At 57.4% G+C, this 26,633-nt stretch carries 18 protein-coding genes; 14 read left to right on the top strand and 4 right to left on the bottom strand.

What is annotated here, in order from left to right:
* Positions 1 to 965: 965 nt before the first annotated feature.
* A complete protein-coding gene (locus FQ664_RS09415; RefSeq protein ID WP_144171689.1) occupies positions 966 to 2,363 on the bottom strand; it encodes an aminotransferase-like domain-containing protein in 1,398 nt (465 codons plus the stop codon).
* A gap of 227 nt (positions 2,364 to 2,590) precedes the next feature.
* On the opposite strand from FQ664_RS09415, the gene FQ664_RS09410 reads away from it, so the two are divergent.
* Positions 2,591 to 3,766 carry an MFS transporter gene (locus FQ664_RS09410; RefSeq protein ID WP_144171688.1) on the top strand — a complete coding sequence of 392 codons (1,176 nt, stop codon included), beginning with the start codon at positions 2,591 to 2,593 and terminating at the stop codon, positions 3,764 to 3,766.
* A gap of 59 nt (positions 3,767 to 3,825) precedes the next feature.
* Here the strand turns inward: FQ664_RS09410 and FQ664_RS09405 are convergent, their stop codons facing one another.
* Positions 3,826 to 4,587 (bottom strand): SDR family oxidoreductase, encoded by a 762-nt coding sequence (locus FQ664_RS09405; protein ID WP_144171687.1) that lies wholly within the window; start codon positions 4,585 to 4,587, stop codon positions 3,826 to 3,828.
* A 174-nt stretch (positions 4,588 to 4,761) separates the two neighbouring features.
* On the opposite strand from FQ664_RS09405, the gene FQ664_RS09400 reads away from it, so the two are divergent.
* Positions 4,762 to 5,763, top strand: a complete 1,002-nt coding sequence (locus FQ664_RS09400) for an NADP-dependent oxidoreductase (RefSeq protein WP_144171686.1) — start codon at positions 4,762 to 4,764, stop codon at positions 5,761 to 5,763.
* A 270-nt stretch (positions 5,764 to 6,033) separates the two neighbouring features.
* On the opposite strand, the gene pyrF is transcribed toward FQ664_RS09400, so the two are convergent.
* Complete coding sequence (gene pyrF / locus FQ664_RS09390) at positions 6,034 to 6,735, bottom strand: orotidine-5'-phosphate decarboxylase (protein WP_144171685.1); 702 nt, start codon at positions 6,733 to 6,735, stop codon at positions 6,034 to 6,036.
* A 181-nt stretch (positions 6,736 to 6,916) separates the two neighbouring features.
* Here pyrF and FQ664_RS09385 point away from each other — a divergent pair, with 181 nt between their 5' ends.
* Positions 6,917 to 7,084 carry a DUF2897 family protein gene (locus FQ664_RS09385; RefSeq protein ID WP_010952850.1) on the top strand — a complete coding sequence of 56 codons (168 nt, stop codon included), beginning with the start codon at positions 6,917 to 6,919 and terminating at the stop codon, positions 7,082 to 7,084.
* 99 nt (positions 7,085 to 7,183) lie between these two features.
* Here FQ664_RS09385 and FQ664_RS09380 read toward each other — a convergent pair whose 3' ends face one another.
* Positions 7,184 to 7,519: a ComEA family DNA-binding protein gene (locus tag FQ664_RS09380; protein ID WP_085590160.1), complete on the bottom strand. Its 336-nt coding sequence runs from the start codon at positions 7,517 to 7,519 to the stop codon at positions 7,184 to 7,186.
* Between the two features lie 689 nt (positions 7,520 to 8,208).
* On the opposite strand from FQ664_RS09380, the gene wecB reads away from it, so the two are divergent.
* From wecB to FQ664_RS09325, 11 genes are all read left to right on the top strand, one after another.
* Complete coding sequence (wecB, locus tag FQ664_RS09375; protein ID WP_144171684.1) at positions 8,209 to 9,351, top strand: non-hydrolyzing UDP-N-acetylglucosamine 2-epimerase; 1,143 nt, start codon at positions 8,209 to 8,211, stop codon at positions 9,349 to 9,351.
* On the top strand, positions 9,348 to 10,610 hold the full coding sequence (gene wecC / locus FQ664_RS09370; RefSeq protein ID WP_144171683.1) for a UDP-N-acetyl-D-mannosamine dehydrogenase: 1,263 nt from the start codon (positions 9,348 to 9,350) through the stop codon (positions 10,608 to 10,610). The genes wecB and wecC overlap by 4 nt, the downstream gene beginning before the upstream one ends.
* Positions 10,611 to 10,623: 13 nt before the next feature.
* Positions 10,624 to 16,899, top strand: a complete 6,276-nt coding sequence (locus tag FQ664_RS09365) for a methyltransferase domain-containing protein (RefSeq protein WP_144171682.1) — start codon at positions 10,624 to 10,626, stop codon at positions 16,897 to 16,899.
* Positions 16,900 to 16,903: 4 nt separating this feature from the next.
* A complete protein-coding gene (locus FQ664_RS09360; RefSeq protein ID WP_256675910.1) occupies positions 16,904 to 18,706 on the top strand; it encodes a DUF6270 domain-containing protein in 1,803 nt (600 codons plus the stop codon).
* A 12-nt stretch (positions 18,707 to 18,718) separates the two neighbouring features.
* A complete protein-coding gene (locus tag FQ664_RS09355) occupies positions 18,719 to 19,132 on the top strand; it encodes a hypothetical protein (RefSeq protein WP_144171681.1) in 414 nt (137 codons plus the stop codon).
* 42 nt (positions 19,133 to 19,174) lie between these two features.
* Positions 19,175 to 20,914, top strand: coding sequence for a hypothetical protein (locus tag FQ664_RS09350; protein ID WP_144171680.1), 1,740 nt, complete (start codon positions 19,175 to 19,177; stop codon positions 20,912 to 20,914).
* Positions 20,911 to 22,146, top strand: coding sequence for a glycosyltransferase family 4 protein (locus tag FQ664_RS09345; protein ID WP_144171679.1), 1,236 nt, complete (start codon positions 20,911 to 20,913; stop codon positions 22,144 to 22,146). The genes FQ664_RS09350 and FQ664_RS09345 overlap by 4 nt, the downstream gene beginning before the upstream one ends.
* Positions 22,147 to 22,152: 6 nt before the next feature.
* Positions 22,153 to 23,370: a glycosyltransferase family 4 protein gene (locus tag FQ664_RS09340; RefSeq protein ID WP_144171678.1), complete on the top strand. Its 1,218-nt coding sequence runs from the start codon at positions 22,153 to 22,155 to the stop codon at positions 23,368 to 23,370.
* A 72-nt stretch (positions 23,371 to 23,442) separates the two neighbouring features.
* A complete protein-coding gene (locus tag FQ664_RS09335) occupies positions 23,443 to 23,826 on the top strand; it encodes a hypothetical protein (RefSeq protein ID WP_144171677.1) in 384 nt (127 codons plus the stop codon).
* Between the two features lie 200 nt (positions 23,827 to 24,026).
* Entirely contained in the window at positions 24,027 to 25,004 is a 978-nt protein-coding gene (locus FQ664_RS09330; RefSeq protein ID WP_144171676.1) for a D-glucuronyl C5-epimerase family protein, read from the top strand.
* 478 nt (positions 25,005 to 25,482) lie between these two features.
* On the top strand, positions 25,483 to 26,568 hold the full coding sequence (locus FQ664_RS09325; RefSeq protein ID WP_144171675.1) for a DUF6270 domain-containing protein: 1,086 nt from the start codon (positions 25,483 to 25,485) through the stop codon (positions 26,566 to 26,568).
* Positions 26,569 to 26,633: the final 65 nt, after the last annotated feature.

The raw sequence follows: 26,633 nt of genomic DNA, 5'->3' as shown, positions 1-26,633 counted from the left end.
CTCCTGCCCCAGGTAGGCCTGGTCGACCCGCCCGGTGACTTGCTCGGCACTGGCCTGCAACTGCGCCTTCAGGCCCTGCTCTTGGGCCAGCTGGTCGGTGTACTCGTTGAGTTTCTCCGAGAAGCTGCCAATGTGCCCGGCGACTTCGCCCAGCACACTCTGGTAGCCGGCATCGCTGACGGCGCCCTGCAACTGGCTGACCAGGCTGGCGGCCTCGATGGTCTGGGCGATGCGCTCCTGGCTGACGCCCTCTTCGCCCTTGCGGCTTTTTTCCAGGCGTACCCGCGCTTCGTCCATGGCCTGCAGCATCAGCCGCGACACCTGCGCCACCTGCGCGGCCTGTTCAAGGAACGCGCCGCCCTGCTGGCCCTGAGACTGCTTGAGGGTGTACACGCCGTCATCGGCCAGGCCGGCCTGCAGTACATCGAGGTTGTTGGCCACGCTGGACACCGACCAGCTGGCCATGTCCAGCGCCAGCTCCTTGGCCTGCACCGCCTCGACAAAGGCCTCGAACGCCTGGCCATAGGCCGCCAGGTCGGTTTGCGCCGCCGCCAGCGCCGGCAGGCCACGGGCGCGTTCGGCCAGGCCCTTCAGGCCGTTGCGCAAGGCCTCGGCCTGCTGCAGGTCGGAGCGTAGGGCAAAAGCCTGCTCGTGCTGGCGCAAGCGCAGCAGGTCGGTATTGAACTGGGCCAGCTGGCGCAAGCTGTCGAAGCGCTGGCCAACGCTGTGCAGCGCGGCAATGCCTATGGCCGCCACTGCCAGGGTCAGCACCAGCACCAGGGCAAAGCCCAGGCCAAGTTTGCGGGCCATGCCCAGGTTGGCCAGCACACCGTGCTTGCTCGCGCCCATGCCGATTCCCCTTTTGCGTGCGAGGTTATCCCGAAGGCCAAGGGTGGCAACGTTGCCAGCCGATGAACAAGGGCCTGGCCGCAGAATAGTGTCAAATAGCTATGAGCGTGTCGCTATCAGCTTGGCAGAGGTCGCCCTGCATGCCGAATGAAGGCCTGGGCGCGGGAATCCTGCCCGTAGGCGACATTGATGCGCAACCAGGTGCTGCCCGCGCCCTGGTAATCGAAGGCGCTGCCGGGGGTGAGCAGCAACTCGTGCTCCAGGGCCAGGCGCTCCAGGCTGGCGAAATCCCGGCCCGGCACGCGGGCCCAGACGAACATGCCACCGTAAGGCTCGCAGAACACCTGCCAGCCCGCCTGCTCCAACTGGCCGAGCAGCCTGGCCATGTACTGGCCCAAGCGCACGCGCAGGCGCTGCACGCTCTTGCGGTAGCTACCGTTGGCCAACATCTGCCCGACGACCTGTTCGGCAAAGCGCGAGGTGCCGATGCCGCTGACCATCTTCAACTCGGCCAGGCGCGCCAGCAACGCCGGGTCGGCAACCAGGTAGCCGACCCGCAGCGAGCTGCTGAGGGTTTTCGAGAAACTGGCCATGTAGATCACCCGCTGCTCGCTGTCGAGGGTAGCCAGGCGGGTGGCCGGGCCCTCCTGGAAGTCGGCGTAGATATCGTCCTCGATAATGCGCAGGTCGTACTCGCGGGCCAGCTCCAGCAGGCGGTAGGCCACCTTTGGCGTCAGGCTGCTGCCGGTGGGGTTGTGGTACAGGCTGTTGACGAACAGGCAGCGCGGTTTGTGCCTGGCCAGCAGGGCTTCGAAAATGGCCAGGTCCGGGCCGTCGACGGTACGCGGCACCGGCAGCATGTGCACCTGGTGCTGGCGCAGCAGGTTGTACAGGTTGTAGTAGCCGGGGTTTTCCACCAGCACCGTGTCGCCCGGGCGCAGCAGGGTGCGCACCAGCAGGTCGAGGCCGTGGCTGGCGCCATGGGTGGTGAGGATGTGTTCAGGACCGGCGGCAATGCCCAACTGCGCCAGGCGCTTGTGCAATTGCTGGCGCAAGCTGGCCAAACCCAGGGGTGGGCAGTAGTCGAACAGGTCCTGCGGGGCGCCGCGACTGACCTGGCGCACTGCCTGGGCCAGCTCGGTGGCGGCGCGCCAGCTGCTCGGCAGCCAACCACAGCCTAGTTTCAGCAATTGATCATGGCCCTCGCGGAACTGCCGCCAGCTGCCGTCGCCGGCCTCGCCCCAGGGTTGAGCGTCGTCCATGGTCAGGCCGGGTTTGCGCTCGGCGACGAAAAAACCGGTGCCGTGGCGGGCCTCCAGCCAGCCGCTGGCGACCAGGCGGTCATAGGCCTCGATCACACAGGACGCGCTGACCGCCTGGCTGCGGGCCAAGGCCCGGATCGACGGCAGGCGCGCGCCGGGGCGCAGGCGTTGCTGGTCGATCCAGGTTTGCAGGTGGTCGGTGAGTTGCTGCACCAGTGGGGTGGGGCTGGTGCGGTCGAGGGGTAGGTACATGGGGTAAGTGTTCGCTAGTTTTTAGCGAACAGTTAAGCATAAAAGGGTTGGTGGTGTGTCTGGTGGGCGGGGTGGGCCAAAGATCAAAGTGAGCAGGCCCGGCCCTTTCGCGGGTAAACCCGCTCCCACAGGGATCGCACCCAGCCCGAAAGCAGTGCAGTAACTGTGGGAGCGGGTTCACCCGCGAACAGGCCGGAACAACCATCAGAAAACCAGGACCCCCAACCATGCTCTGCGCCCCGGCCCGCCTGGCCTTCGCCCTCTGCCTGATCACCCTGGCCGTCAACCTGCCAGCCCCGCTGTACATCACCTACGCCGACCTTTCCGGCCAAGGCGCCGCCGCCACCGCAGTGGCCTTCTCCGGCTATGTGCTTGGCGTGCTGCCGGTGCTGCTGGCCCTGGGTGGCCTGGCCGACCGGGTCGGGCGCCGGCCGCTGATTCTGGCCGCCCTGGCCCTGTCGATGGTCGCCACGGGGCTGATGTCATTGGCCCCCAGCTTGCAAACCCTGGGTCTGGCGCGCATGTGCCTGGGCCTGGGCACGGGCCTGGCCACCGCCACGGCAACCGCCTACATGGGCGAGCTGATGGGCAGCGCGCATGGCCCCCGCGCCGCGACATGGGTCACCGCCAGCACCTCGCTGGGCTTCGGCCTGGGCGCGGCGCTGACCAGCCTGTTTCTGCTGCGCGGCCCCAGCCTGACGCCGGGCAGCTTCCACCTGCAACTGCTGCTGGCGGCGCTGGCCATGCTGCTGGTATGGCGCCTGCCCGATCCACGCCCGGCACAACGCACCCCCATGCTGCGCCTGCCCTGCTACCCGCGTGGCAGCGTGGGTTATGGCCTGGCCATTTTGCTGGCGTGGGCCTGCTCGGGGGTGGTTATCGCCCTGCTGCCAGGCATCCTGCGCCAGCATGGGCTGAGCGCCTGGTCGGGGTTCTCGACCTTCTGCGTGATCAGCTGCGGGTTGATCTTCCAGCCAATGGCGCGGCGCCTGAGTAGCCGAACGGCCGCGTTGCTGGGGTTGCTGATACTGCCGTGTGGTTATGCCGTGCTGGCCTGGGGTGCCGACCGCGGGCAGCTGGGGGCGGTGTTGCTGGGCGCGGTGGCGGCCAGCAGTGCGTGCTACGGGTTTATCTACCTTGGCGGGCTGGCGGCGGTGAACGAGCTGGCCGGTAACGAAAAGACACGGGCCTGTGCCGGCTTCTTTTTGCTGGCGTACCTAGGGTTCAGCTTGCCGGTGATCTTTACCGGGTTGCTCAGTGACCGGTTGGGGTCGCGGTTGGCGCTGCTGGTGTTTGGTGTGGTACTGGTGATGGGGTGTTTGGTGGTTGGGCTGGCATTGTGGTGGTCTGCCAGGGCCCCTTCGCGGGTAAACCCGCTCCCACAGGGGTATCACCAGCCCTGAGGCCAGCGGGGTACCTGTGGGAGCGGGTTTACCCGCGAAGAAGGCCACACGGCATCAGGTCAGATCGCCGTAGCCCCACCATCCACCGTCAGGCAATGCCCGGTGGTAAACGCCGCGCCGTCGCTGCACAGGTACAGCACGGCGCTGGCAATTTCCTCGACCTTGCCAATGCGCCCCAGCGGGTGCATGGCGGCGGCAAACTCGGCCTTGCGCGGGTCGGTCTGGTAGGCGCGGCGGAACATGTCGGTGTCGATCACCGCCGGGCACACCGCATTCACTCGAATGCCCTTCTTGGCGTACTCGATGGCCGCCGACTTGGTCAGGCCGATCACCGCGTGCTTGGAGGCGCTGTAGATGCTCATCTTCGGCGCCGCCGCCAAGCCCGCCACCGAAGCGGTATTGACGATGGCCCCAGCGCCCTGGGCCAGCAGCAGCGGCAGCTGGTACTTCATGCACAGCCACACACCCTTCACGTTAACGCCCATGATGGCATCGAACTCCGCCTCGCTACCCTCGGCCAGGCGGCCTTGCTCTATCTCGATACCCGCGTTGTTGTAGGCATAGTCCAACCGGCCATAGGCGGCGATCAGGCGCTCATGCAGCTGGCGCACCTCGGCGTCGCGGGTAACGTCACAGGCAATGAACTGCGCCTCGCCGCCCGCCGCACGGATCAAGGCCACAGTAGCCTCGCCACCGACCGGGTCGAGATCGGCCACCACCACTTTCAGGCCCTCCTGGGCGAAAGCCAGGGCGGTTGCCCGGCCGATGCCGGCAGCACCGCCGGTGACCAGGGCTACCTGGCCGGAAAAGGTCATGCTCATCGCGTGCTCCAAAGCGTGCTTGATGGGGCTCAGAGCATAGTCAGGCAGCATCCGACCGGGCAGCATCATCACCCCACCGGTTGGGCTACCATGCTTGTCAGTGATGTTAACGACCTGCCTACATCAACAGGGTAGATTGAACACCTACCCCTCCACTGCCCACAAGGATCCGCCATGACCCACACCAACCGCCGCTTCCTGCTCGCCAAACGCCCGGTCGGCGCCGTGCGCCGTGACGACTTCAGCTTCGAGAGCGTGCCCGCCGAACACCCCGGCGAAGGCCAGGTACTGGTGCGCAACCTGTACCTGTCGCTGGACCCGGCCATGCGCGGCTGGATGAACGAAGGCAAGTCCTACATCCCGCCCGTGGCCCTCGGCCAGGTGATGCGCGCGCTAGGCGTTGGCGAAGTGGTCGCCTCCAACCACCCCGCCTACAAGCCGGGCGATCATGTCAGCGGCGCCCTTGGCGTGCAGGACTACTTCACCGGCGAGGCTCAGGGCCTGCACAAGATCGACCCCAGCCTGGCCCCCCTGCCCCGCTACCTGTCGGCGCTGGGCATGACCGGCATGACCGCCTACTTCGCCCTGCTGGACGTCGGCCAGCCCAAGGCTGGTGATACCGTGGTCATCTCCGGCGCGGCCGGCGCGGTGGGCAGCATTGTCGGGCAAATTGCCAAGATCAAAGGCTGCCGCGTGGTCGGTATTGCCGGCGGCGCCGAGAAATGCCAGTACCTGAAGGACGAACTGGGCTTTGACGGGGTGATCGACTACAAGGCCGAAGACGTGCTGGCCGGCCTGAAGCGCGAATGTCCTAAAGGCGTGGACGTGTACTTCGACAACGTTGGCGGCGACATCCTCGACGCCGTGCTGACCCGCATCAACTTCAAGGCACGCATCGTGATTTGCGGCGCAATCAGCCAGTACAACAACAAGGAGGCGGTCAAAGGCCCGGCCAACTACCTGTCGCTATTGGTGAACCGCGCGCGCATGGAAGGCTTTGTGGTGATGGATTACGCCAAGGACTATGGCAAGGCTGCGCTGGAGATTGCCGGGTGGCTGGCCAGCGGGCAGGTGAAGAGCAAGGAGGATGTGGTGGAAGGGTTGGAGACTTTCCCCGAGACCTTGCTGAAGCTGTTCAGTGGGGAGAACTTTGGCAAGTTGGTGCTCAAGGTTTGAGATTGAGGTAGCCAACACTGGCCTCATCGCCGGCAAGCCAGCTCCCACAGGTAAAGCACCACCCTTGAACCCGACGCTGTACCTGTGGGAGCGGGTTTACCCGCGAATACCGGCGCAGCCGGTGCCATGTACCGTGTTGCATTCTTCGCGGGTGAACCCGCTCCCACATGCATCGCACTAGCTCCAAAGGTTGTGTGCTTCTGTGCCAGGCAGGCAGAAACAAAAAAGGCCAGCACTTGCGTACCGGCCTTTCTCAATAATGCAGGCTGGTTACCCACGAATCTCCGCCACCACCGCAGCCAGCGCTTGCGCCGGGTCGGCGGCCTGACTGATCGGGCGACCGATTACCAGGTAATCCGAACCCGCATCCAGCGCCTGGCGCGGAGTGAGGATACGGCGCTGGTCATCCTGCGCACTGCCCGCCGGGCGAATGCCCGGGGTCACCAGCTGCAGTGACGGATGGGCCGCCTTCAGCGCCGGGGCCTCCAGCGCCGAGCACACCAGACCGTCCATGCCAGCCTTCTCGGCCAGCGCCGCCAGGCGCAGCACCTGCTCTTGCGGGTCGACATCCAGGCCGATACCGGCCAGGTCTTCACGCTCCATGCTGGTCAGCACGGTCACGCCAATCAGCAACGGCTGCGGGCCGCTGCGCTTGGCCAGCTCTTCGCGGCAAGCCGCCATCATGCGCAAGCCACCGGAGCAATGCACGTTCACCATCCACACACCCATCTCGGCCGCAGCCTTCACCGCCATGGCGGTAGTGTTGGGGATGTCGTGGAACTTGAGGTCCAGGAACACTTCGAAGCCCTTGTCGCACAGGGTTTCGACAATGCCCGAAGCGCTGCTGGTGAACAGCTCCTTGCCAACCTTCACCCGGCACAGCGCAGGGTCAAGCTGGTCAGCCAGCTTCAGGGCGGCCTCACGGCTAGGGAAATCCAGGGCGACGATCAGGGGCGTCTGGCAGGCGGACATGGGCAGGGTCTCTTGGCAAGTCGAAAACGGCGCGCATTGTAAACGAAGTAGCGCAGGCTTTGGGGCCCGCGGGTCATGGAATTGGCCCGACAGTAGCTGGCTCCTATAATTGAACCAACGGAACGGGCAATTGCTCAATATTCGTACAAGCGCTGCCCATCAGCAGCAAAGGAGAACGACAATGCCCTGGTATGCCTGGCTGATACTCATCATAGCCCTCGGCTCGATCGTCGGCGGGCTGATGCTGCTGCGCGATACGGCCAAAAAACTGCCACTGACCGAAGAACAGCTGCGCAAGGTGCATGAGCGCAATGCCGAAGCGGATGCCAAGGACGCGCAAGACCGCTAGGCAGCGAACTCAGTTCTCTACGCGACAGCGCAGCCCAAAGGGCTGGGCGATCTCCTGCATGGTCAGGGCCAGGGCATAAGCCCCAGCCCCTTTTCCCGCTTACTCCACCATCACCTTGTCCCGGTTGCGCTCCAGCAACGCATTGCCAATGCCCTTGATCTCCAGCAGTTCATCCACCGAAGCAAACGGCCCATTGGCCTCCCGGTAGGCCACGATGGCCTCGGCCTTGGCCTTCCCTATACCGTTCAACTCCTTCTGCAAAGTCAGCGCATCAGCCGTGTTCAGGTCCAGCCGCTGCGGCTGCTGGGCCTGCTGCTGGCTCACCACCGGCACTGGTTCGGGCACCGCCGTGGCGCTGGCCGGGGCGGCGCTAAGGGAAAAGGACAGGCTGGCGAACAGCGGCAGCAGCAGGTACGACAGAACGTTGTTACGCATGGTGAACACTCCTTGGGTTGGTCATTTTCCAGCAGCCGTTTTCCTTCGGCTGCGCAATCAACCCTAGCGGTTCTGCCTTTTTGCAAACAGGTACTTGGCCCGGTTAATCGTTACCGAATCCGACATTAAAAATGCAACTTCGGCTTACCCAAAAACAATGGCATTACGCCATATTTCAGGGTACCTTCATGAAACAAAGATGATGGCAAATAGCCTTCAGGTAAATTCCCGTTTAACCTAGGTTTCATTCAGACCAAACGCTGTTGTTTTTCTCACAAGCCTTGCCGAGCAAGGCCACTGCCCGTTCGTCGCATGCCTCAGTCGAATTGACTTTATTGGCATGATGCCTGATTAACATCAAACAATCGTTTTTCCTGATGCAACTTACAAATATAGGATCCAATCTGTCGATACATATGGGCAAAATTGGCCGCTCAGGGGAAAAAAACGTGCCAGACGGGATGCCATATTGATGACGAAGTGATAAATTTGCGGCAGTCGGACAACCGCTACGCTTGAAGGATCCAAGCTAAATGAATTTTTTTTCACCACCTTCAAAACTCCCCGCTCGCGCTTGCGTGTGTGGAGCGCCCCAGGCCAATCCCCCCGGCCGATTTGCGTAATACCCGCGATTCGCACCTGTAGCACCTGATCCAACAGCCTTCAATCACACAAAGAAGACCGTCGCCGTGCCCCTCAAGACCCTCACTGTATTTGGCACCCGCCCTGAGGCCATCAAAATGGCCCCCTTGGCCCTCAACCTTGCCCAGGACGACCGTTTCGAGTCGCGCGTCTGCGTAACTGGCCAGCACCGCCAGATGCTCGACCAGGTACTGGAGCTGTTCGAGATCACGCCCGACTACGACTTGAACATCATGAAGCCAGGCCAGGACCTGACTGATGTGACCACTGCCATCCTGCAGGGTCTGAAACCTGTGCTGGCCGAGTTCAAGCCCGACGTGGTGCTGGTGCACGGCGACACCGCAACAACCCTGGCCACCAGCCTGGCCGCGTACTACCAGCAGATTCCGATTGCCCACGTGGAAGCCGGCCTGCGCACTGGCAACCTGTATTCGCCATGGCCGGAAGAAGGCAACCGCCGCCTGACCGGCGCACTGGCCGCCCTGCACTTCGCGCCCACCTCCACGTCGCAGGACAACCTGCTGCGTGAAGGCACCGACGCCGCGACCATCCACACCACCGGCAACACCGTGATCGACGCGCTGCTGGAAGTGGTCCGCAAGCTTGAAAGCCCCGCACTGAAAAGCCAGTTCGAAACCCAGTTCAGCTTCCTGAACCCCGAGCGCCGCATGGTGCTGGTCACCGGCCACCGCCGGGAAAACTTTGGTGACGGCTTCGAGCGCATCTGCCAGGCGCTGGTACAAACCGCGCGCCAGTTCCCTGATGTGGACATCGTGTACCCGGTACACCTCAACCCGAACGTGCGCGAACCGGTCAACCGCCTGCTGGCCGACGTCAGCAACATTCACCTGATCGAGCCGCTGGACTACCTGCCGTTCGTCTACCTGATGACCCGTTCCTACCTGATCCTGACCGACTCCGGCGGCATCCAGGAAGAGGCCCCCGCCCTGGGCAAGCCGGTACTGGTCATGCGTGACACCACCGAGCGCCCGGAAGCCGTGGCCGCCGGTACCGTCAAGCTGGTGGGCACCGACGTGGCATCGATCACCGAACACCTGGCGAAACTGCTCACCGACGATGCGACCTATCGCGAGATGAGCTTCGCCCACAACCCCTACGGCGATGGAAAAGCGTGCGCGCGAATCCTCGACGCACTTTCCGCCTTCTCTAACTCCAAGGACGCAGCATGAGCTTCAATAAAATTTCCGTCGTAGGCCTGGGCTATATCGGCCTGCCAACCGCCGCCGTTTTCGCCGCACGCAAGAAGCATGTCATCGGCATCGACGTAAACAAGCATGCAGTCGACACCATCAACCGTGGTGAAATCCACATCGTCGAGCCTGAGCTGGACATGGTGGTACACGCGGCCGTAACCGAAGGTTTCCTGCGCGCCTCCACCGTTCCGGAAGCTGCCGACGCCTTCCTGATCGCCGTGCCAACCCCGTTCATGGATGACCACCAGCCGGACCTGAGCTACATCGAGTCCGCCAGCAAGGCCATCGCGCCCGTGCTGAAAAAGGGTGACCTGGTCATCCTCGAATCCACCTCGCCGGTTGGCGCCACCGAGCAGATGGCCTTCTGGCTGGCCCAAGCCCGTCCGGACCTGAGCTTCCCGCAAACCCACGGCGAAGACTCCGACATCCGCGTTGCCCACTGCCCTGAGCGCGTACTGCCAGGCCACGTACTGCGCGAGCTGGTGGAAAACGACCGCATCATCGGCGGCATGACCAACAAGTGCTCCGAAGCGGCCGTACGCCTGTACCGCACCTTCGTTGAAGGCGAGTGCATCGTCACCAACGCCCGCACCGCAGAAATGTGCAAGCTGACCGAAAACAGCTTCCGTGACGTGAACATTGCCTTCGCCAACGAACTGTCGATCATCTGCGACAAGCTGGACATCGATGTGTGGGAGCTGATTCGCCTGGCCAACCACCACCCGCGCGTCAACATCCTGCAGCCTGGCCCAGGCGTGGGCGGCCACTGCATCGCCGTCGACCCATGGTTCATCGTCAGCCAGACCCCAGAGCAGGCGCGCCTGATCCGCACGGCCCGCGTGGTCAACGACAGCAAGCCCGAGTGGGTGATCGACAAGGTCAAGATGGCCCTGGCCAACTTCCTGATCAAGAACCCGGGCAAATCGGCCCAGCAAGTGAAAATTGCCTGCTACGGCCTGGCCTTCAAGGCCGATATCGACGACCTGCGCGAAAGCCCGGCCCTGAGCATCGCCGAGCGCCTGGGCAATGAGCTGGAAGCGACCCTGCAACTGGTCGAACCAAACATCGAAGCCTTGCCGCAGCGCCTGGCGCGCCACGAGCACGTGGACTTCGACTTTGCCAAGGACAGCGCCGATATCCACGTACTGCTGGTGAAGCACCGCGAATTCCGCGGCACCTTCAACATACGTGACGCAGCATTCGTGATCGACGCCGCTGGCGTTACCCAGGCTTGATGGATCAAACCGCATGAACAACCCCACGCTTGAGAAACCTACCGTGAACACAGAGCTGCCGTCACCTTTGGCCGATATTCATGACCGCGTGATGGAAGCCTATTACGGCAAGCTGGGGGATCAGTTCATGCGCGAAACGCAGTCCCGCATCCACTGGATCTGCGCCCAGGTCAAAGGGCGCCGGATCCTGGATGTTGGCTGCTCGCAGGGCATCGTGCCCCTGCTGCTGGCACGTGAAGGCTGCCAGGTCACTGGCGTGGACACCAGTCCGCAGGCCATTGAAGAGGCCAAAGGCTACCTGTCCGCCGAGCCTGCACACATCCAGCAGAACGTCACGTATATCAATTCAGACTTCCTCGCGCTGGACACGCTCGAGGTTGAACCGGACACCATTGTCATCAGCGAAGTGCTCGAACACCTGGTACGCCCGGAGTTGTTCGTAGAAAAGGCCCACGACCTGCTCAAGCAGGGTGGCCGGCTGGTGATCACCGTGCCGTTCGGGGTCAACGACTTCATTGACCACAAACACACGTTCTACCTGATGGAACCGTTCCGGCTGCTGGCCGAGCACTTGCAGATCATTGATGTGAAGATGCTCGGCAAATGGCTGGGCATCGTTGCAGTGAAGAGCGACACGCACAAGCCAGGTGCCATCGACTCGCTGACCATTGATCGTGTTCGAGAGCTGGAAAAGGCGTTCGAATCCATCGAGCGCACTTTGCGCGAGAATCTCGCGGCAATCGGCAAGCGTCTGGAAGAGGCGAATAAAAAGTATCGCGGTGCTACTGAGCAAATCACTCTGCTGAAGCCAGAAGTGCAAAAAGCCGAAGCGCTTTTCAAACAATTGCAAACGCGCGAAGCAGACATCGCAACGCTGCAAAAATCCAACCGGGAGATCCTCGAAGCCAAGGCACAGCGTGTCCGGGAGCTTGAAGAGACCACGCAGCGACTGGTGGAAGCCAACAAAAAGTATCGTGTTGCGACTGAGCAGTATGGCCAACTTGAACAGCAGTTAGTGGCGGTTGAGGAAGCTCGCGCACAAAGCCTGGCTGACGCGAAGCTGCAACTCGACGAGTTGCAGAATCAGTACGCCAAAACTCAAAAGCAATTGACTGAGGCAACTGCCGAGCTGCGTGGCTCTGCAGAGAAGCAACGGGCGCAGGAAGAGCAGTGCAAGGCTGTAGCCGACCAGTTGTCTCAGGCGAAGGAAATCATCGATAGCCATATCGCCACCATCACCGACCTGCGCGCCTATCAGGCAGCATTGAAAGCCGAACAGGAAAGCCAGCAGCAACAAGCAGCTGAACTACTGCTCGATGAACAACAGAAAAACGCAGAGCATATCGACGCGATCACCGCGTTACGCGCCCAACAGGCGGCACTGCTAGCCGAACAGGAAAGCCAGCAGCAACAGGCGGCTGAACTACTGCTCGATGCTCAGCAGAAGAACGCAGAGCATCTAGAGACAATCACTGCGTTACGTACCCAACAGGTGGCTTTGCAAGCCGAACAGGAAAGCCAGCAGCAACAAGCGGCTGAACTACTGCTCGATGCACAACAGAAAAACGCAGAGCATATCGACACAATCACTGCGTTACGTGCCCAGCAGGTGGCTTTGCAAGCCGAACAGGAAAGCCAGCAGCGACAAGCGGCTGAATTACTGCTCGATGCACAACAGAAAAACGCAGAGCATATTGAAGCGATCACTGCGCTACACACCCAACAGGCGGCATTGCAAGCCGAGCTGGTAAACCAGGCGCAGGCAATGAGCGACTATCAGGCTCAGGCTCAACGCGCAGAGGCAACACATCTGCAGACTATTGCTGAGTTGCAAGCCCAGAAAACGGCGCTGGAATCCGACCTTGAACGCCATTTGCAAGCAATGAGCGAGCTTCAGACCCAGGCTGACCAAGCCAACACTGCCCACCTTGAAACCATCGCAGGATTGCACGAACAGTTGGCGACGATGGGTGCTGAATTGCAAAACCAGATTGATGCAACGACCCGTCTGCAATCCCAAAGCAAGCAGGATATTGCTGAGAAAGACAACACGATCACCACGCTGCGCATGCGCCAAGCGGAACTGGAAGCCGAACTTGAAAGCGAGTTGGAGTATATGAACGAATTGCAGGCCCAAACCCAACGGGCCGACGCTGCTCAGGCAGAGACCATTGCCCTGTTGAAAGCACGTCAAGCTGAACTGAAGGCAGAGCTGAGCAAGCAGCGGCAAGCCATGAACGAACTGCAATTTCAAAGCCAGCAGGCTAATGCAGCTCATGCCGAAACGGTCATTGCACTGCAAGGCCGGCAGACTGAACTGGAAGTTCAGTTGCAGCTGATGAATGACGCTCAAGCCCAAAGCCAGCGTGAGCATACCGCCCAGGCAAACTCCATCAAAACCTTGCTTGAACAACGTACCCAGCTGGAAGACCAACTGCTTAAGCTGACACCTGCCACCACTGAATCTGAGGAAGCGCGGGTGGCCATGGCAGAGACCATTGCGTCGCTCAACCTGGCCAAAGAAATGCTCGAAGAACAGCTGATGCTTGAAAGGGCCAGCCGTCAGGCAGCTGAAGCCAGCCTCAGTGCCACCAATGAAGAGTGGCAAGGTCTGCGCGAGCAACTTGAAACCGAACTCAACTCGTCCAAGGCTGGCCTTGGTGCGGCAAACATGAAGTACCGCGCCCTGACCGGCGAACAAATCCCGCAATTGAAGGCCAGCCTCAATCAATTGCTTGAACGCAGTACCGCTCAGCAGCGCAAGATCGACGAGCTCAATGAAAATCTGGAGCGCGCTAACACCCAGCGCCACCTAGCAGAGCAGCGCCTGGTGAAAACCCGCGCAAGCATGACCTATCAGCTCGGCTACCAGATCAAGAACAGCGCGACCTCGCTGGGCGGCTTGGTCAAGCTGCCAATCCGCCTGCTACGCCTGTATCGCAAAGCCAGCCAGCAACGCCAGCAAAACGAGCAGAAGCTGCTGGCCAACGAACCGCGCAAGGCGCTGCTGCCGCCGGCACCGGTACAAGATGAAAACTACCTGAAGCTGCCAGCGGCCCTGCCGACCAGCGAGCAGAGCCGCACTACCCTGCTGCGTCAGGCGGACCAGCCTGTCAGCCGCCTGAAAGTGGCGTGCGTGATGGATGAGTTCACCTTCGGCTCCTATCGTTACGAATGTGACCTGATGCCGCTCACCCCAACCAACTGGAAAGCGGAAATCGAAGGCTTTGGCCCGGAATTGCTGTTCATCGAGTCCGCCTGGCGCGGTAAGGATGACCTATGGGGCAGCAAAGTCGGCCACAACGGCCAGGAGCTGCAGGACATTCTGGCCTGGTGCCGTCAGAACAAGGTACCAACCGTGTTCTGGAACAAGGAAGACCCGGTTCACTTCGAGACCTTCCTGACCACCGCCAAACAGTTCGACCACGTGTTCACCACCGATATCGACTGTATTCACCGCTATAAAGGAGCACTCGGTCACGACCGCGTCTACTTGCTGCCGTTCGCCTGCCAGCCTGCGCTGCACAACCCGGTCGAGCTGTACGAACGCAAGGACGCCTTCTGCTTTGCCGGCGCTTACTACGTTCGTTACCCCGAACGTACCCGCGACTTGGGCAACTTCGTCTGCGAGCTGCCAAAGTTCCGCCCGCTGGAAATCTTCGACCGCAACTTCGGCAAGAACGATGCGAACTACCAGTTCCCCGAGGAATACCAGCCCTATATCGTCGGTACCCTGCCCTTCGAGAAGATCGACACGGCCTACAAGGGCTACCGCTATGCGATCAACCTGAACTCGATCAAGCAATCGCAATCGATGTTTGCCCGTCGCGTCTTCGAATTGCTCGGCTGCAACACCCTGACCGTGAGCAACTTCTCGCGCGGTGTACGCCTGCTGTTCGGCGATCTGGTCGTTACCACCGACAACGGCGAGGAAATGCTGCGCCGCCTGCAATTGTTGGCCGAAGACCCACTGAACAGTGACAAGCTGCGGCTGGCAGCCCTGCGCAAAGTGATGCAGGAGCACACCTACACCCAGCGCCTGGAATACGTGATGAGCAAGGTCACCGGTACCGCGAGGGCCCAGCGCCTGCCGGAAATCGTAGTGATCGGTGAAGCCCAGGACCGCGAACAGTTCGACATGCTGCGCGCCCATCTGAACCGTCAGACCTACAGCCAGGTACGCATGGTCATCATCAGCGATGCCTACCAGAGCAGCATCGTCAGTGATGACCCGCGCATCCTGGTGCTCAAGCCGGCACAGCTGAAAAAGACCTCGCTGGGCGAACTGGTTGGCAATACACCTTGGGTCGCCGCCTTTGTGCCTGGCGACTACTACGGCCCGAACTATCTGCTCGACCTGGCGCTGGCTACCCGCTACAGCCGCGCCCAGCTAGTCGGTAAAGCGGCCCACTTCACCTGCAAGGGCCACAATGCCGAACTGCAGTGGAACGAACAGGCCTATCGCCCGACCCAGACCCTGAGCGCCCGCCGTTCGCTGGTTGCTACCGAAATCGTTGCCGGACAACCGCTGCGCAATTGGCTGAAGAACCTGCCGTCGCTACAGTACACCCATGCCCAGGGCCTAGCCATCGACCCGTTCAACTATTGCGAGAACGGCGCTGCACAGCATGAAACCATTAGCGCCAAGGTCGACGACCTCGAGCTGAACCTCGGCATGACCATCGACCAGTTGCAGGCGCGTGCGGAGTCCATTGCCCCGCTGCAGATCAGCCACGACGCACCGGAGATCACGGGACGCGGTTTGGCCGAGATGTTTGGCGTCGTTCGCAACAAATTCGTTGACCTGGTCGTCGACGGCGATACCTGGCGCGTGCACTCCAAGCTGGCCGATGGCAAGCATGAATATATCTATGCCCAACAGGAAGTCCGTGTGGATGAACTGGGCTGCGAAGATGGCCGCCTCAAGCTGTTCGTTGACTGCACTCCTGGCCTGAACCTGCAGCTGGTCGTGCTGTTCCTGGATGCCGACAAGCAGCGTATCAGCCATGTGATGCAGTATGCCAATCGCAACCAGACTGCCGACATTCCACCGGAAGCCGTCTACATTCGCTTCGGTCTGCGCGCCTATGCTGCAGGCAGTGCCGAACTGAAGGCACTGGTCTTGGGCCACCGCAACCTGCAGCCATCTGAAATGATGGGCCGCGGTGAGCACTTGCTACTGACCAACCACTACCCGACCTATTCTGACCTGTACCGCAACAAGTTCGTACACACCCGGGTCACGGCATACCAAGAGCGTGGGGTCAACGTAGACGTATTCCGGCTGCGACCGAACGAAACGGTCAGCTACCACGAATTCCAGAACGTCGACGTGGTTACCGGCTGCACTTCGACCTTGACAAAAATGCTCGAGAAAAATCGCTACAAGTCGATCCTCGTGCACTTCCTCGACGAGCAGATGTGGAACGCACTGCGTCCGTTCCTGAATAGCACGCGCATCACTGTCTGGGTACATGGTTCAGATATCCAGCCTTGGTGGCGTCGTGAGTTCAACTTCACCACTGATGAGCAACTGCGCCTGGGCAAGCTCGCCAGCGAAAAACGCATGACGTTCTGGCGCGAACTGCTGCAGCCGATGCACCCGAACCTGAAACTGGTGTTCGTATCGCGCTACTTCGCGGAAGAAGTGATGGAAGACCTTGGATTCCGCCTACCGGAAGGCCAGTTCGAAATCATTCACAACCCGATCAACACCGACTTGTTCGACTATCGCGAAAAGTCGGTCGAGCAGCGCAAGAAAGTGCTGTCCATTCGTCCATATACCTCGAAGACCTATGCCAACGACCTGACCGTGAAAGCGATCCAGAGCCTGGCGGGCAAATCCTGGTTCAACGACATGGAGTTCTGCCTGATCGGTGACGGCCCACTGTTTGACGAAACCCTGAAACCGCTGCGCAACTTCAGCAACGTAAAGATCCAGCAGGGCTTCCTCAATCACACGGAAATTGCAGATACGCACAAGGACTATGGCATCTTCCTTTGCCCGAGCCGTATGGATACCCAAGGGGTATCCCGCGACGAAGCCATGTCGTCAGGCCTGGTGCCGGTCACTACGGCTGTAGCCGCCGTTCCCGAGTTCGTCGACCACACCTCCGGCTACGTGGTCGAACCAGAAAACTACGAGCAACTGGCTCAAGCGATTGAGGAGATGTACCTCAATGGCGATACCTTCGTGGAAAAATCCAAGGCTGCGGCCAATCGAGTTCGCGGGCAGAGCACCAGCCACAAGATGGCAGAGCGGGAAATCGCCGTGATTCAGAACCATTGAAGATATGTTGAAATCCGCTTTGAAGCACTTTGTTTTCACCAATTTTGGTATCGGCATCAAGGATGAACTGTGGCTGTCGTACAGGCTGGAGATCTTTGCCAACACCGTTCTCCCATCCTTGGCCAACCAAAGTAATCAAGGCTTCGAGTGGATCATCTTCATTGATGAAGCATTACCGGTCCTGCACCGCACGCGCCTTGAGCAGTTACTGCGCAACACTGACCTGAATGCCCGCACGCTTCAGGTCAGCGACTACAGCATGGTCAGCCGCGAAGTCATGCTTCTGCTCAAGGGGGTCAATGCGGCGACACTGGTCACGTCACGCATTGACGACGATGACTGTATCCATGAAAGCGTCATCGACCTGATTCAGTCCGAGGCCACCTCCGAGCACAATATCTCGGAGGTGTTATTGATCTCGCTGAAGAATGGACTGGAATTTCTGCCTTCGGACCAATGCTATCGCCCAGTGGATTACGACACGCTGGCTCTGGCGCTGACGATGGTCGACAAAACCAGTGGCCCCAAGACACATGCGATTACCCAGTATGCGCATCATCTTGTCGTCACCACCCTGGAGCAGCAGCAGATCTCTGCCGAGCACATTCACCTCACACGTGAAGAGCCACTGTACCTCTATACCAAGCATCCACTTAGCGATTCCTACTTCTTTGGCGCTCGGGCGCGCATACTTGGCACCCCCGAAAGCGTCAAAGGTTTCGACCCAGCCCTGTTTGCACGGTTTGGCCTGCAACAACCACGGCTCGACTACCTGAGCCAACTACTCAGGCAATCGCCGCTGGGCATGCCTCACAAGTACCTGGAGAAACTCAACAACGTACGCCAACAGCTCAAGGCTGAGCAAAAGAACATTGACGGCCCCGATACAGAGGTGGTGAACAGCCTCTTGTCACAGAAGGCCAGGCTTGAAAAAAAGGCATCGCGGCCGAACCCCGTCAAAACGGGGTCAGGCAAGATACGCGTCGCAATTCTTGGCTCAAGCGCTTCCCATAATCTGTTCAAGTTCCAGAAAAAGACGCTGGAGCGCTTTGAGGTGTGTTTCTACATGTCTCAATCGTCGGTGATTTCGTACATGGCGCCGCCATGTCTCGATGCACGGTTCAGCGTTGAAGCAGAAGGCGCAGAGGCCAAGCACGTTGAGTGGGATGCGTCGAAAGAGCATTGGCAACAACTCGAACAATCTCGCCCCGACATCGTCATTGTGGATTTTTTTGACGAAAGCATTGGCATTGCCACATTTGGCACCTCGATCGTGACGGCCAGCCCGTTGATGCTCAAGACGCTGGCTAAATGCGGTATCGAATACACCGTGCAAGCCCCTTGGAGTGAACAGGCAAAGCAACTGCGCGCCTGGGCCCTGCCCATGTTCCTGGATCGCGTGGCCAGCCTGTGCCCGAACATTTTTGTGCATCAGGCCAACTGGGCGAGCCAGTACAAGAGCAAAGAGGCCGTTGCCAGCTTCGCTGGCAGCACGTTCCAGGGCCTGATCGATCTGAACAATGCAATCATCGACCCGATGCTGGATAGCCTGGAAGACTTGACAGTCCCGGTAGAACGAATTGGTGGCAAGGATGCCGGGCTGATAGCTGGTGGCGCCCCGCGTTGGGCCTATTGCCCCTATCACTATGACAGTTCGTATTACAGAACCATTGCCAAACAAGCCTTAGCGAAGATGGTGCAATACGTCTCGAAAAACGAGCACAAGTGGGCATTCTGCCCCTACTACTACCATGGCACCTACTACAGCACCGTTGCCAGGCAATTGCTGGCACGGATCATCAATTGAAGTGACCACACCATGAAGCCATACGTTTTCATTATCGCGCTGCTGACAATGCTGACCGGTTGCGAACAACCACCTGCAGCGGATGTAATGGCAGATGCAAAGTCTGCCAATGCCCTGCATCTGAGTGACTCCACGTACGTGCTACTCAGAGGGACGCATCAGAAATCGCACAGGAAACCCAACAATGCGGGCTTCCTAAGCATGCATGAATTCGTTTACTCCGGCGTGGATAAAATTGCCGAAAATGATGTCTACGCGGTGCTGAAAGCCAATGGCTATACCCGCAAGATCATCGTCAACGACGCCAATCAGTTCAAGGTACAGTATTACAAAAAGGCTGTACCTCCGATTGGCGCAATCTTTACCACACGAAACAAGGACGACGATTACGAAACTCTCGCCAGCATTTATTGGCAGGAAAAGTAATGGACACAAGCACGAAATTTGCGCTTACGCTTGCGGTTTGATATGAAACTCCAACAGCAGATCAAAGCAACTGTCGGCTGGTGCATTTCCCTGGGCGTAAAATTCGTCCGGGTTGTACCCATTATTACGCTTCTGGTACAGATCAGCACGTTAGCGAGCCAGATATTTCTTCTCCTGGCGTTTTTCCTGCCACTCAAAGTCATCATTCTGCTGGGCTCGGAAAAAACACCCGCCTATTTCCCGTCCATTTTGCATACGCTCGAAAAAGATCATCTGATCTATTCACTAACCGCAGCGGCAGCGCTTTGCTACATCGCCTACCTGTTATCAGAACTGGCCAGCGCACTGCTTTGCCGCAACGGTACGCGAAAACTTCTAGCACGCACTTCGAAGCTGAACCTGTTCGAAAACCAGGACAAAATTGCCACCAATGCTTACTCACGCTTCAATCGTGCCATGGCCGGCGCAGCTTTCTTCAGCCTGAGCGCGCTGGCATTATTGTATGTGTACCCAAGCTTGCTGCTGGCGATTCTTGTTTACCTGGTCATTGCCAGCAGCGTTAGCGTCCTGGCCTACAACCACGTTAGAAGAGTCCGCGAGAGCTTTCATCATCATTACGGCCCGATTCTCAACGCCCTGGCCGCAACCGGCTTTCTCCTGAGCTTTTTCTTCCTGGTTACCGACTTCCTGTACTACCAGCACAGCAAGATTTTCAATGCAGTGATTGCCGTGCTGATTATGCGCCAAGGGCTGCAGAGGCTGTCCAGCATGATCCTGGACGTGATCGGCCTGCGTATTCAGCATCGACAAGTCAACGCATTGTTCTATCAATCCCAGCCTCTTATCGAGCTTCGACCACAAAGTAACGGCCTGGAATACATTCTGGATGCCGAGAACAGGGAAAGGTGGGTCAAGGCACTGCTTGATAAACTAGGCCTGGAAGCAGCCGACGGCTACAAGATGCATTGGCACCAGGTCGGCTTTGCCGATATTTACGCGTTCACCCTGCAACTGGAACAGCAGGACGACACCGGTACACTGCTGGTCAAGGTGTTTGGCAGCAACATTTCGTCTTCCGCCTTGCAGGAACGCACGCTGCTGACTACGCAACCTGGCCTGCCAGACCTGCCATTTGTTGGTCACTACCGAGTGAGCGACATTGATTGCCATGTCTACAAGTTTGACGGCGCTGAAAAGCTGATCGGCGGCCGGAAGATTGGCGAAGGCATTCTGGCGATTGCACAAAAACTGCTGCTGCTCGAGCCCTCCGCAGCGCTGATCGCGCAGTTCACGCGCACACGCCTGTACCTTGAGCAGCGTCTGGATGAAACGACAATCAACGCGTTGCGCCTGGCTTGCATCAACGAGGATGATACAACTAACGTAGATAATATCATCGACAACTTGCCTGCCATTAACGGCTATCTCGCCACGCTTCCCCGCCAGATCGTGCCGCTGGACATCACCAACAACACGCTTCTGGCTTCGCCTGCTTCCGGCTTTGTGCTCAGCCACTGGAGCAATTGGCGAATCGAAGCCATTGGCTGCAGCTGGCCTGTTGCCCAGAAGGACGCACTGTTTGAAACACTGCGTAGTGCAGATCAACGCCAGGCACTGGCGTCGATCGACCCTCATAAAGTGTGGTTGGCCGCACTGATGTACATGTTGGAAAGACATATCGTGCGAAAAGACTATTCGGCGGCCCTTGCATTGACACCCGACATCGTTAATTGCATTGAAATTTTTGATACACCTGCAACTGCAGAGGTGGCGACGCAATGACAAAAGTTTCGATGATCGTCTGGAATGAGTTCCTGAATGACGCGCGCGTAATGAAGGAAGCGCAAACGCTGCAACGTGCAGGCTACAAGGTGAGGGTGTTTGCGCTGCATACGCCAGGCGTTACCCAGGAGCACACTGTACTGCAGGATGGCATTGAAGTCGTGCGGGTAGCCCGGTCTCCCCTGTGGAAACTGCGAAAGAAAAATGTACCGGCTACCACCAAGGCAGCTGTCGAAGCGGCCAAACCCACCTCAATCAAACCCAGCCTTAAGACGCTGGTATTCAGAGCCATCGCGCGCGGCTGGACCCACTTTGCCCTGCTGGTCAAGATGCTTGAGTACCGGGCTCCGGTGGTTCATTCACATGATGTAAATACCCTGCCAACTGCCTGGTTGGCTGCAAAACTGTCGCGAGCCAAGCTGGTATATGACGCACATGAAATAAGTACCAGCCGCGAAGGTTACAAGAGCTTGAGAAAAGTGGTGGGGTTCGTCGAGAAGCGGCTGATGCCGGCTGCCAATGGCACCATCACCACCACCGACGCACGCGCCAAATACTTCGCCAGAGCCTATGGCGTGGAGCGCCCACTGGTACTGCAAAACCGTCCAAGACTTGTCGAGAGCCCGCGCTCCAACAAGATCAGGGATGAACTGGGACTGCTTGAGCCATGGCCGATCGTGGTGTACCAGGGCGGCTTGCAACAAGGACGCGGCCTGGAAAAGCTGATCCGCTGCGCACAGCATGTGCCTGATTGCTTCTTCGTGTTGATAGGCGGGGGCAGGCTGGCTCAGCCGCTCATGGCATTGGCACATGAATTGAATATTCAACATAAAGTCCACTTCATCCCGACAGTGGCATTGGCAGAATTGCCGGCCTATACAGCATCCGCCGACATTGGTGTACAGCCAATCGAGAACACATGCCTCAATCATTACACGACGGATTCAAACAAACTCTTCGAGTATGTGATCGCCGGGTTGCCGGTGGTGGCCACTGATTTTCCAGAGATCCGCAAAATTGTCAGAGCCAACGAAATCGGCTTGCTGGTGCCAGGAAATGACGAGCAGGCGTTAAGCAACACCATTGTGAAGTTGCTTGGCGATCGCGAGCTTCGCGAACGCTTTGCCCACAATGCGAGAAATACCGCACGGAATCTGAACTGGGAAGCACAGGAAAAGAGCCTAGTCGATCTATATGAACGGGTGTTGTTTGCCCCGGCTCAAGCCAGGTAACCGACCGTGAAAACTCGCATTCTCTTTTTGAGCTTTTACTACCCACCGGACTTGTCGGCAGGGTCTTTCCGTGCGGAAGCTCTGGTAAACGCGCTTCTGGATAATGTCAGCGACCACGTGGAAATCGATGTCATCACCACCCAGCCCAATCGGTATCATACCTTCAAGGCCACCGCGCCCAGCTATGAGCGGTTTTCCAATCTCACTGTACGGCGTCTTGCCGTGCCTTCACACAAAAGTGGTTTTGTTGACCAGGCTTTTTCTTTCGGTAGTTTTGCCATGCAAGTGTGCAAGGCAGCCAGAAACAAGCAATACGATTTGATCTTCGCCACCTCGTCACGCCTGATGACCGCTTCCCTAGGGGCCTATATCTCCAAAAGAACTGGGACCAAGCTATACTTGGACATCAGGGACATTTTTGTCGATACCTTGCAAGGGGTGCTGCCTCCGGCACTTGGAAGAATAACGTCTGCAATCTTTTCATCGGTAGAGGCTACCACCATCCGGCAAGCCGCCAAAGTGAATCTTATTTCACCAGGATTCACCTCATATTTTAAAAAGCGCTATCCGGAAAAAGCCTTTACCTTCTATACGAACGGAATCGATGAGCTGTTCCTGACGCCACTCCCGGCAACAGTTGCAGTGCAAAGCCTCCCTGCACTACCACGCAAACTAAAAATTGTATATGCAGGGAACATAGGTGCAGGCCAAGGTTTACATCTGATTGTGCCGCAACTGGCCAAACGCTTGGAAAAGGAAGTGGAATTCCACATCATTGGATCTGGTGGTGCTGCTGACCGGCTTAAAAAAGCGCTTGAAAGTGAAAAGGTGAGCAACGTTTACCTGACTCCGCCAATGAAGCGTGATGCCCTACTTAAACTCTATCGTGAAGCTGATGTTCTGTTTTTGCACCTGAATGACATGAAGGCTTTCCGTCGCGTGCTGCCATCAAAGCTGTTCGAGTACGCAGCCACTGAGAAACCGATACTAGCCGGCCTATCGGGCTACCCAGGCCGTTTTGCCAGCAACCGAATTCAGAATGCAGCCGTTTTCAATCCATGCGATATTGAGGGCGCAATAAGATCCTTCAGAAGCCTGGAATTTCGCCAGACTGCTCGAAATGAGTTTATACAAAAATATTCACGAAAAGCTATCAAAAGGAGGATGGCCTTCGACTTGCTCAAAACCTCACCCAAGCATGCGGAGTTCAAGCAAACGGAATAGCAACCCGCTGCCAAGCTTGGTAAAATCCGAAATTACGTCTCAACACTAACAACCCTAGGTTTACAGTTCAAAATGAAAAAAATCACCTGCGTTGCCGTTTTGTCCTGCCTGCTCGCTTTGGGCGGCTGCAATGAGGAAAAAGGCGTTGATATTCAACTCCCCTCGGGCGAGAAACTGACCCTTGAGGGCAGCATCACCAAGAACACCAGCAAACCTATTGAAAACGGTACATTCAAGAGCTATGAGGTTCAGTACACGCTCGCACAAGATGCTACAAAAGCAAAATTTGACGAGCACTTCCGCACCTTGGGTTATGCTGTTTCCGAACAGACAAACGTAGCGTCGACAACGCTGAAGGTTCATTACGTCAAGAAAAACTCGCCAACCATTGGCGTTCTGATTAATGACAAGAATCCAGCCGTAGTCAGCATTTACTGGCAAGAAAAACAGCAATAACCAGCATCCTCTGAGCGATTCTGGACCACCTTGCAATCTTGATACTCCCACCACGAACAGTTTCGTTGTGGGGGTATATTTTTCCAGCCACCTGACGTTTCCGCAGACCGGATAACACTACGACCCGAACCTACATCGCGGATATGTAAGGACACCAGAATTTCACTGGCCGTTACACATTGGGTGAAGGATAGAGACCCATGAAGATTCATTACGAAGCATTGACAAACGACTGGTTCGACAGGGCGATGAGCACCGGCCCAAACAGAACCGACTGGCAGCCCAAGCATCATCTTGATCTATTCAGGTCATGGCCGGAAAAATACGTCACCGACTACCACCAGCCATTCAATCCATTCGCTTTCGCCATCAATGCATGCGCGCTAGATGCTTCATCTAGGAAACACGGCTTATCAAAGGCCATGCGCGATCAAATCGATTATCTTGATCTGGCGGCTAGCATCTATACCGAAACAATAGAGGATCATGCCTACATAAGAAATGATTTTGCATTCCCCATGTACTGGGCAACAATGAAGAAACCTTTCTATGGCGCCTTCATGAACGCCTATACAGCGTATGGATACATGCGACTTTACGAGACAACCAAAGATGAAAAGTACCTAAGCAAGGCCTTCAGACTAATCCGTACAATCACATCCAAAGATATAACAATTAAACTATCGGAAGAGGACTCACAAGGCGATCTTTGGCTTTATGAATATGTTTTCACGCCTCAAGAAAACGAAATTGAGTACCTGAAAAGACTTGGCACCGAAATGCAGGAAAATGGAAACATGCGTTTTCGTGTCTACAATGGCCACATAGGCGCAATCATTGCACTCATGAAATACCGTAAGCTTACAAGCCTGAGCTTTGTCGACAAAACCATCGAGCAATCTTTACTTACGATGTCGAAGAACTTGAGGAAGCAGATATTTGAAAACAAGTATTTCTCCTATTCCATTGAAGCCGTAGCACTTCCAGATTATGGCCAAACGAGAGCAGTGCACTTGGCAAAACAGATTGCCGAAGCGACCGACGACGAAGCACTGAAGGCAACCGCCAAAATCTTTGAGGAGTTCTATATAACATCCATCAAAGACTGCGAGGGGGATACCTACCTGACGGGAAGAAAGGCTGCCCTCGAATTCTATAGCCCGTTAAAGAAAGCGTAGCATTGACTGTAGCGCATTAGCGCCTGCCATGAGTCTCTCGATAGCTGCAATACTGAAACTTCCGCTTAAGCCCTTTCATTCCGCCTAAGCAAGGTGTGCAGGCGCGGAGCTTGCCCAAGCTCCATTTATGTGACGAAGATCACAAAACGCCTCTCATTTTGAGCACACCCTGTCTTGCAATGGTCCTGCGCACATGATCGCTCAGCGACACCTTCAAGCCAAAAAAGTTCATATATCTAGCGATTCTTATTGGATCCATTTCGGCGCATATTCATGGTAATCCCTGAACGAAGGGGCCAAGAAATCCGCACGTTGCATTCCTGAATCCGTCTATGGATAATGGTTCTTCAGTTACACCTAGCACCCAAGGCTTCCTTTGCAGCCGGGACGCTTGGTGACTGGATCCAAGGAGCGGCCTGGCGGAGCGGGATGCATACCCACTTATATAAATCAAAAGTATAGAAGGCTGAAGTAAACTGTGCTCAAGAACTTAATGATTTACGGTAGCTGTGTATCTAGAGATATATTCAACCTAGAGGAAAACCGGAACTTTAAGTTAACGGCTTACTTCGCACGCTCCTCAATGGCCTCGCTGTGTAGCGGCCCTTACGAAAATGAAGAAGCGCTCAATCGCATACCTTCAGCGTTTCGGCGACGCATGGTTGCGTACGATTTTTCCAAGCAAATACTCACTGAGACGGAAAACCTAAGCAGTGCCGATGTGATATTGATAGATCTGATCGATGAAAGATTCGATTTGGTCGCCCTACCAACGGGGCATATTATCACTAACTCAAGCGAACTTGCCGAGAGTGGTTTGCTGGCGGACAGTTCCGTCAGTGGATACCGACTGATCAAGCACGCTTCGAAAGAGCGTCGTGAACTATGGCTTCAAGGAATGCAAAAATTCCTGGACCTGTTGGAATCGCATGGCAAGCTAAACTCCGTAGTCATCAATAAAGTCTACTGGGCTAGCCAGTTTGAACACTCGAGTGATACAGAGTTCCCGGTAACCCTTGCAGCCACCGAGAAAGCCAACCAAGAACTAGATTGGATGTACAATGAGCTCGAGAAAAAGCTCGGAAAACACCAGTTCCTGCAGTTCTCACCCGATATTTTGACTGCGGACGAAACGCACCGCTGGGGTATATCCCCCTTCCATTATAGCGAGCGCTATTATAAAGAAGCTTTGGCTTTACTGAGCACAGAAACAGCCCCCGACAACCACACAAAACCGACAAGCAAAGAGTCATTGGCAAACGCTTCGCCACTCGTTTCCGACGGTGCTAAGGTCATTGTTGCCGCTTACAAAACCAAGAGCGATGTCTTCGCGCACTGCTCACTTGTCGTTGATGGAAAAATACACGAAAGTGGCAAATTTGCATTTTACCTACTCATTGACGGCAATCGACATGCTGCACGCTGGTATGAAACTTCACAGTCCGCACGCTTCCCGATTCCCGAGACTTCAGGGGAAGTAACCGTTGTGGCTTTCTATCAAGATCCAAAAGAAGAAAAAGTCTCCGCTCAATGCATCGCAAAAGATCTAGAACGCCCTGAATAATAGCCAAGAGTCAGGCCGATCATATCACGGTATTTGGTCGGCTTAAGCCTTGACATAGGCAACCG

The organism is Pseudomonas persica (assembly GCF_900291015.1).
Lineage (GTDB): Bacteria > Pseudomonadota > Gammaproteobacteria > Pseudomonadales > Pseudomonadaceae > Aquipseudomonas.
The sequence above is the reverse complement of the archived record's forward strand: the minus strand, read 5'-3'. Positions and strand labels throughout refer to the sequence as shown.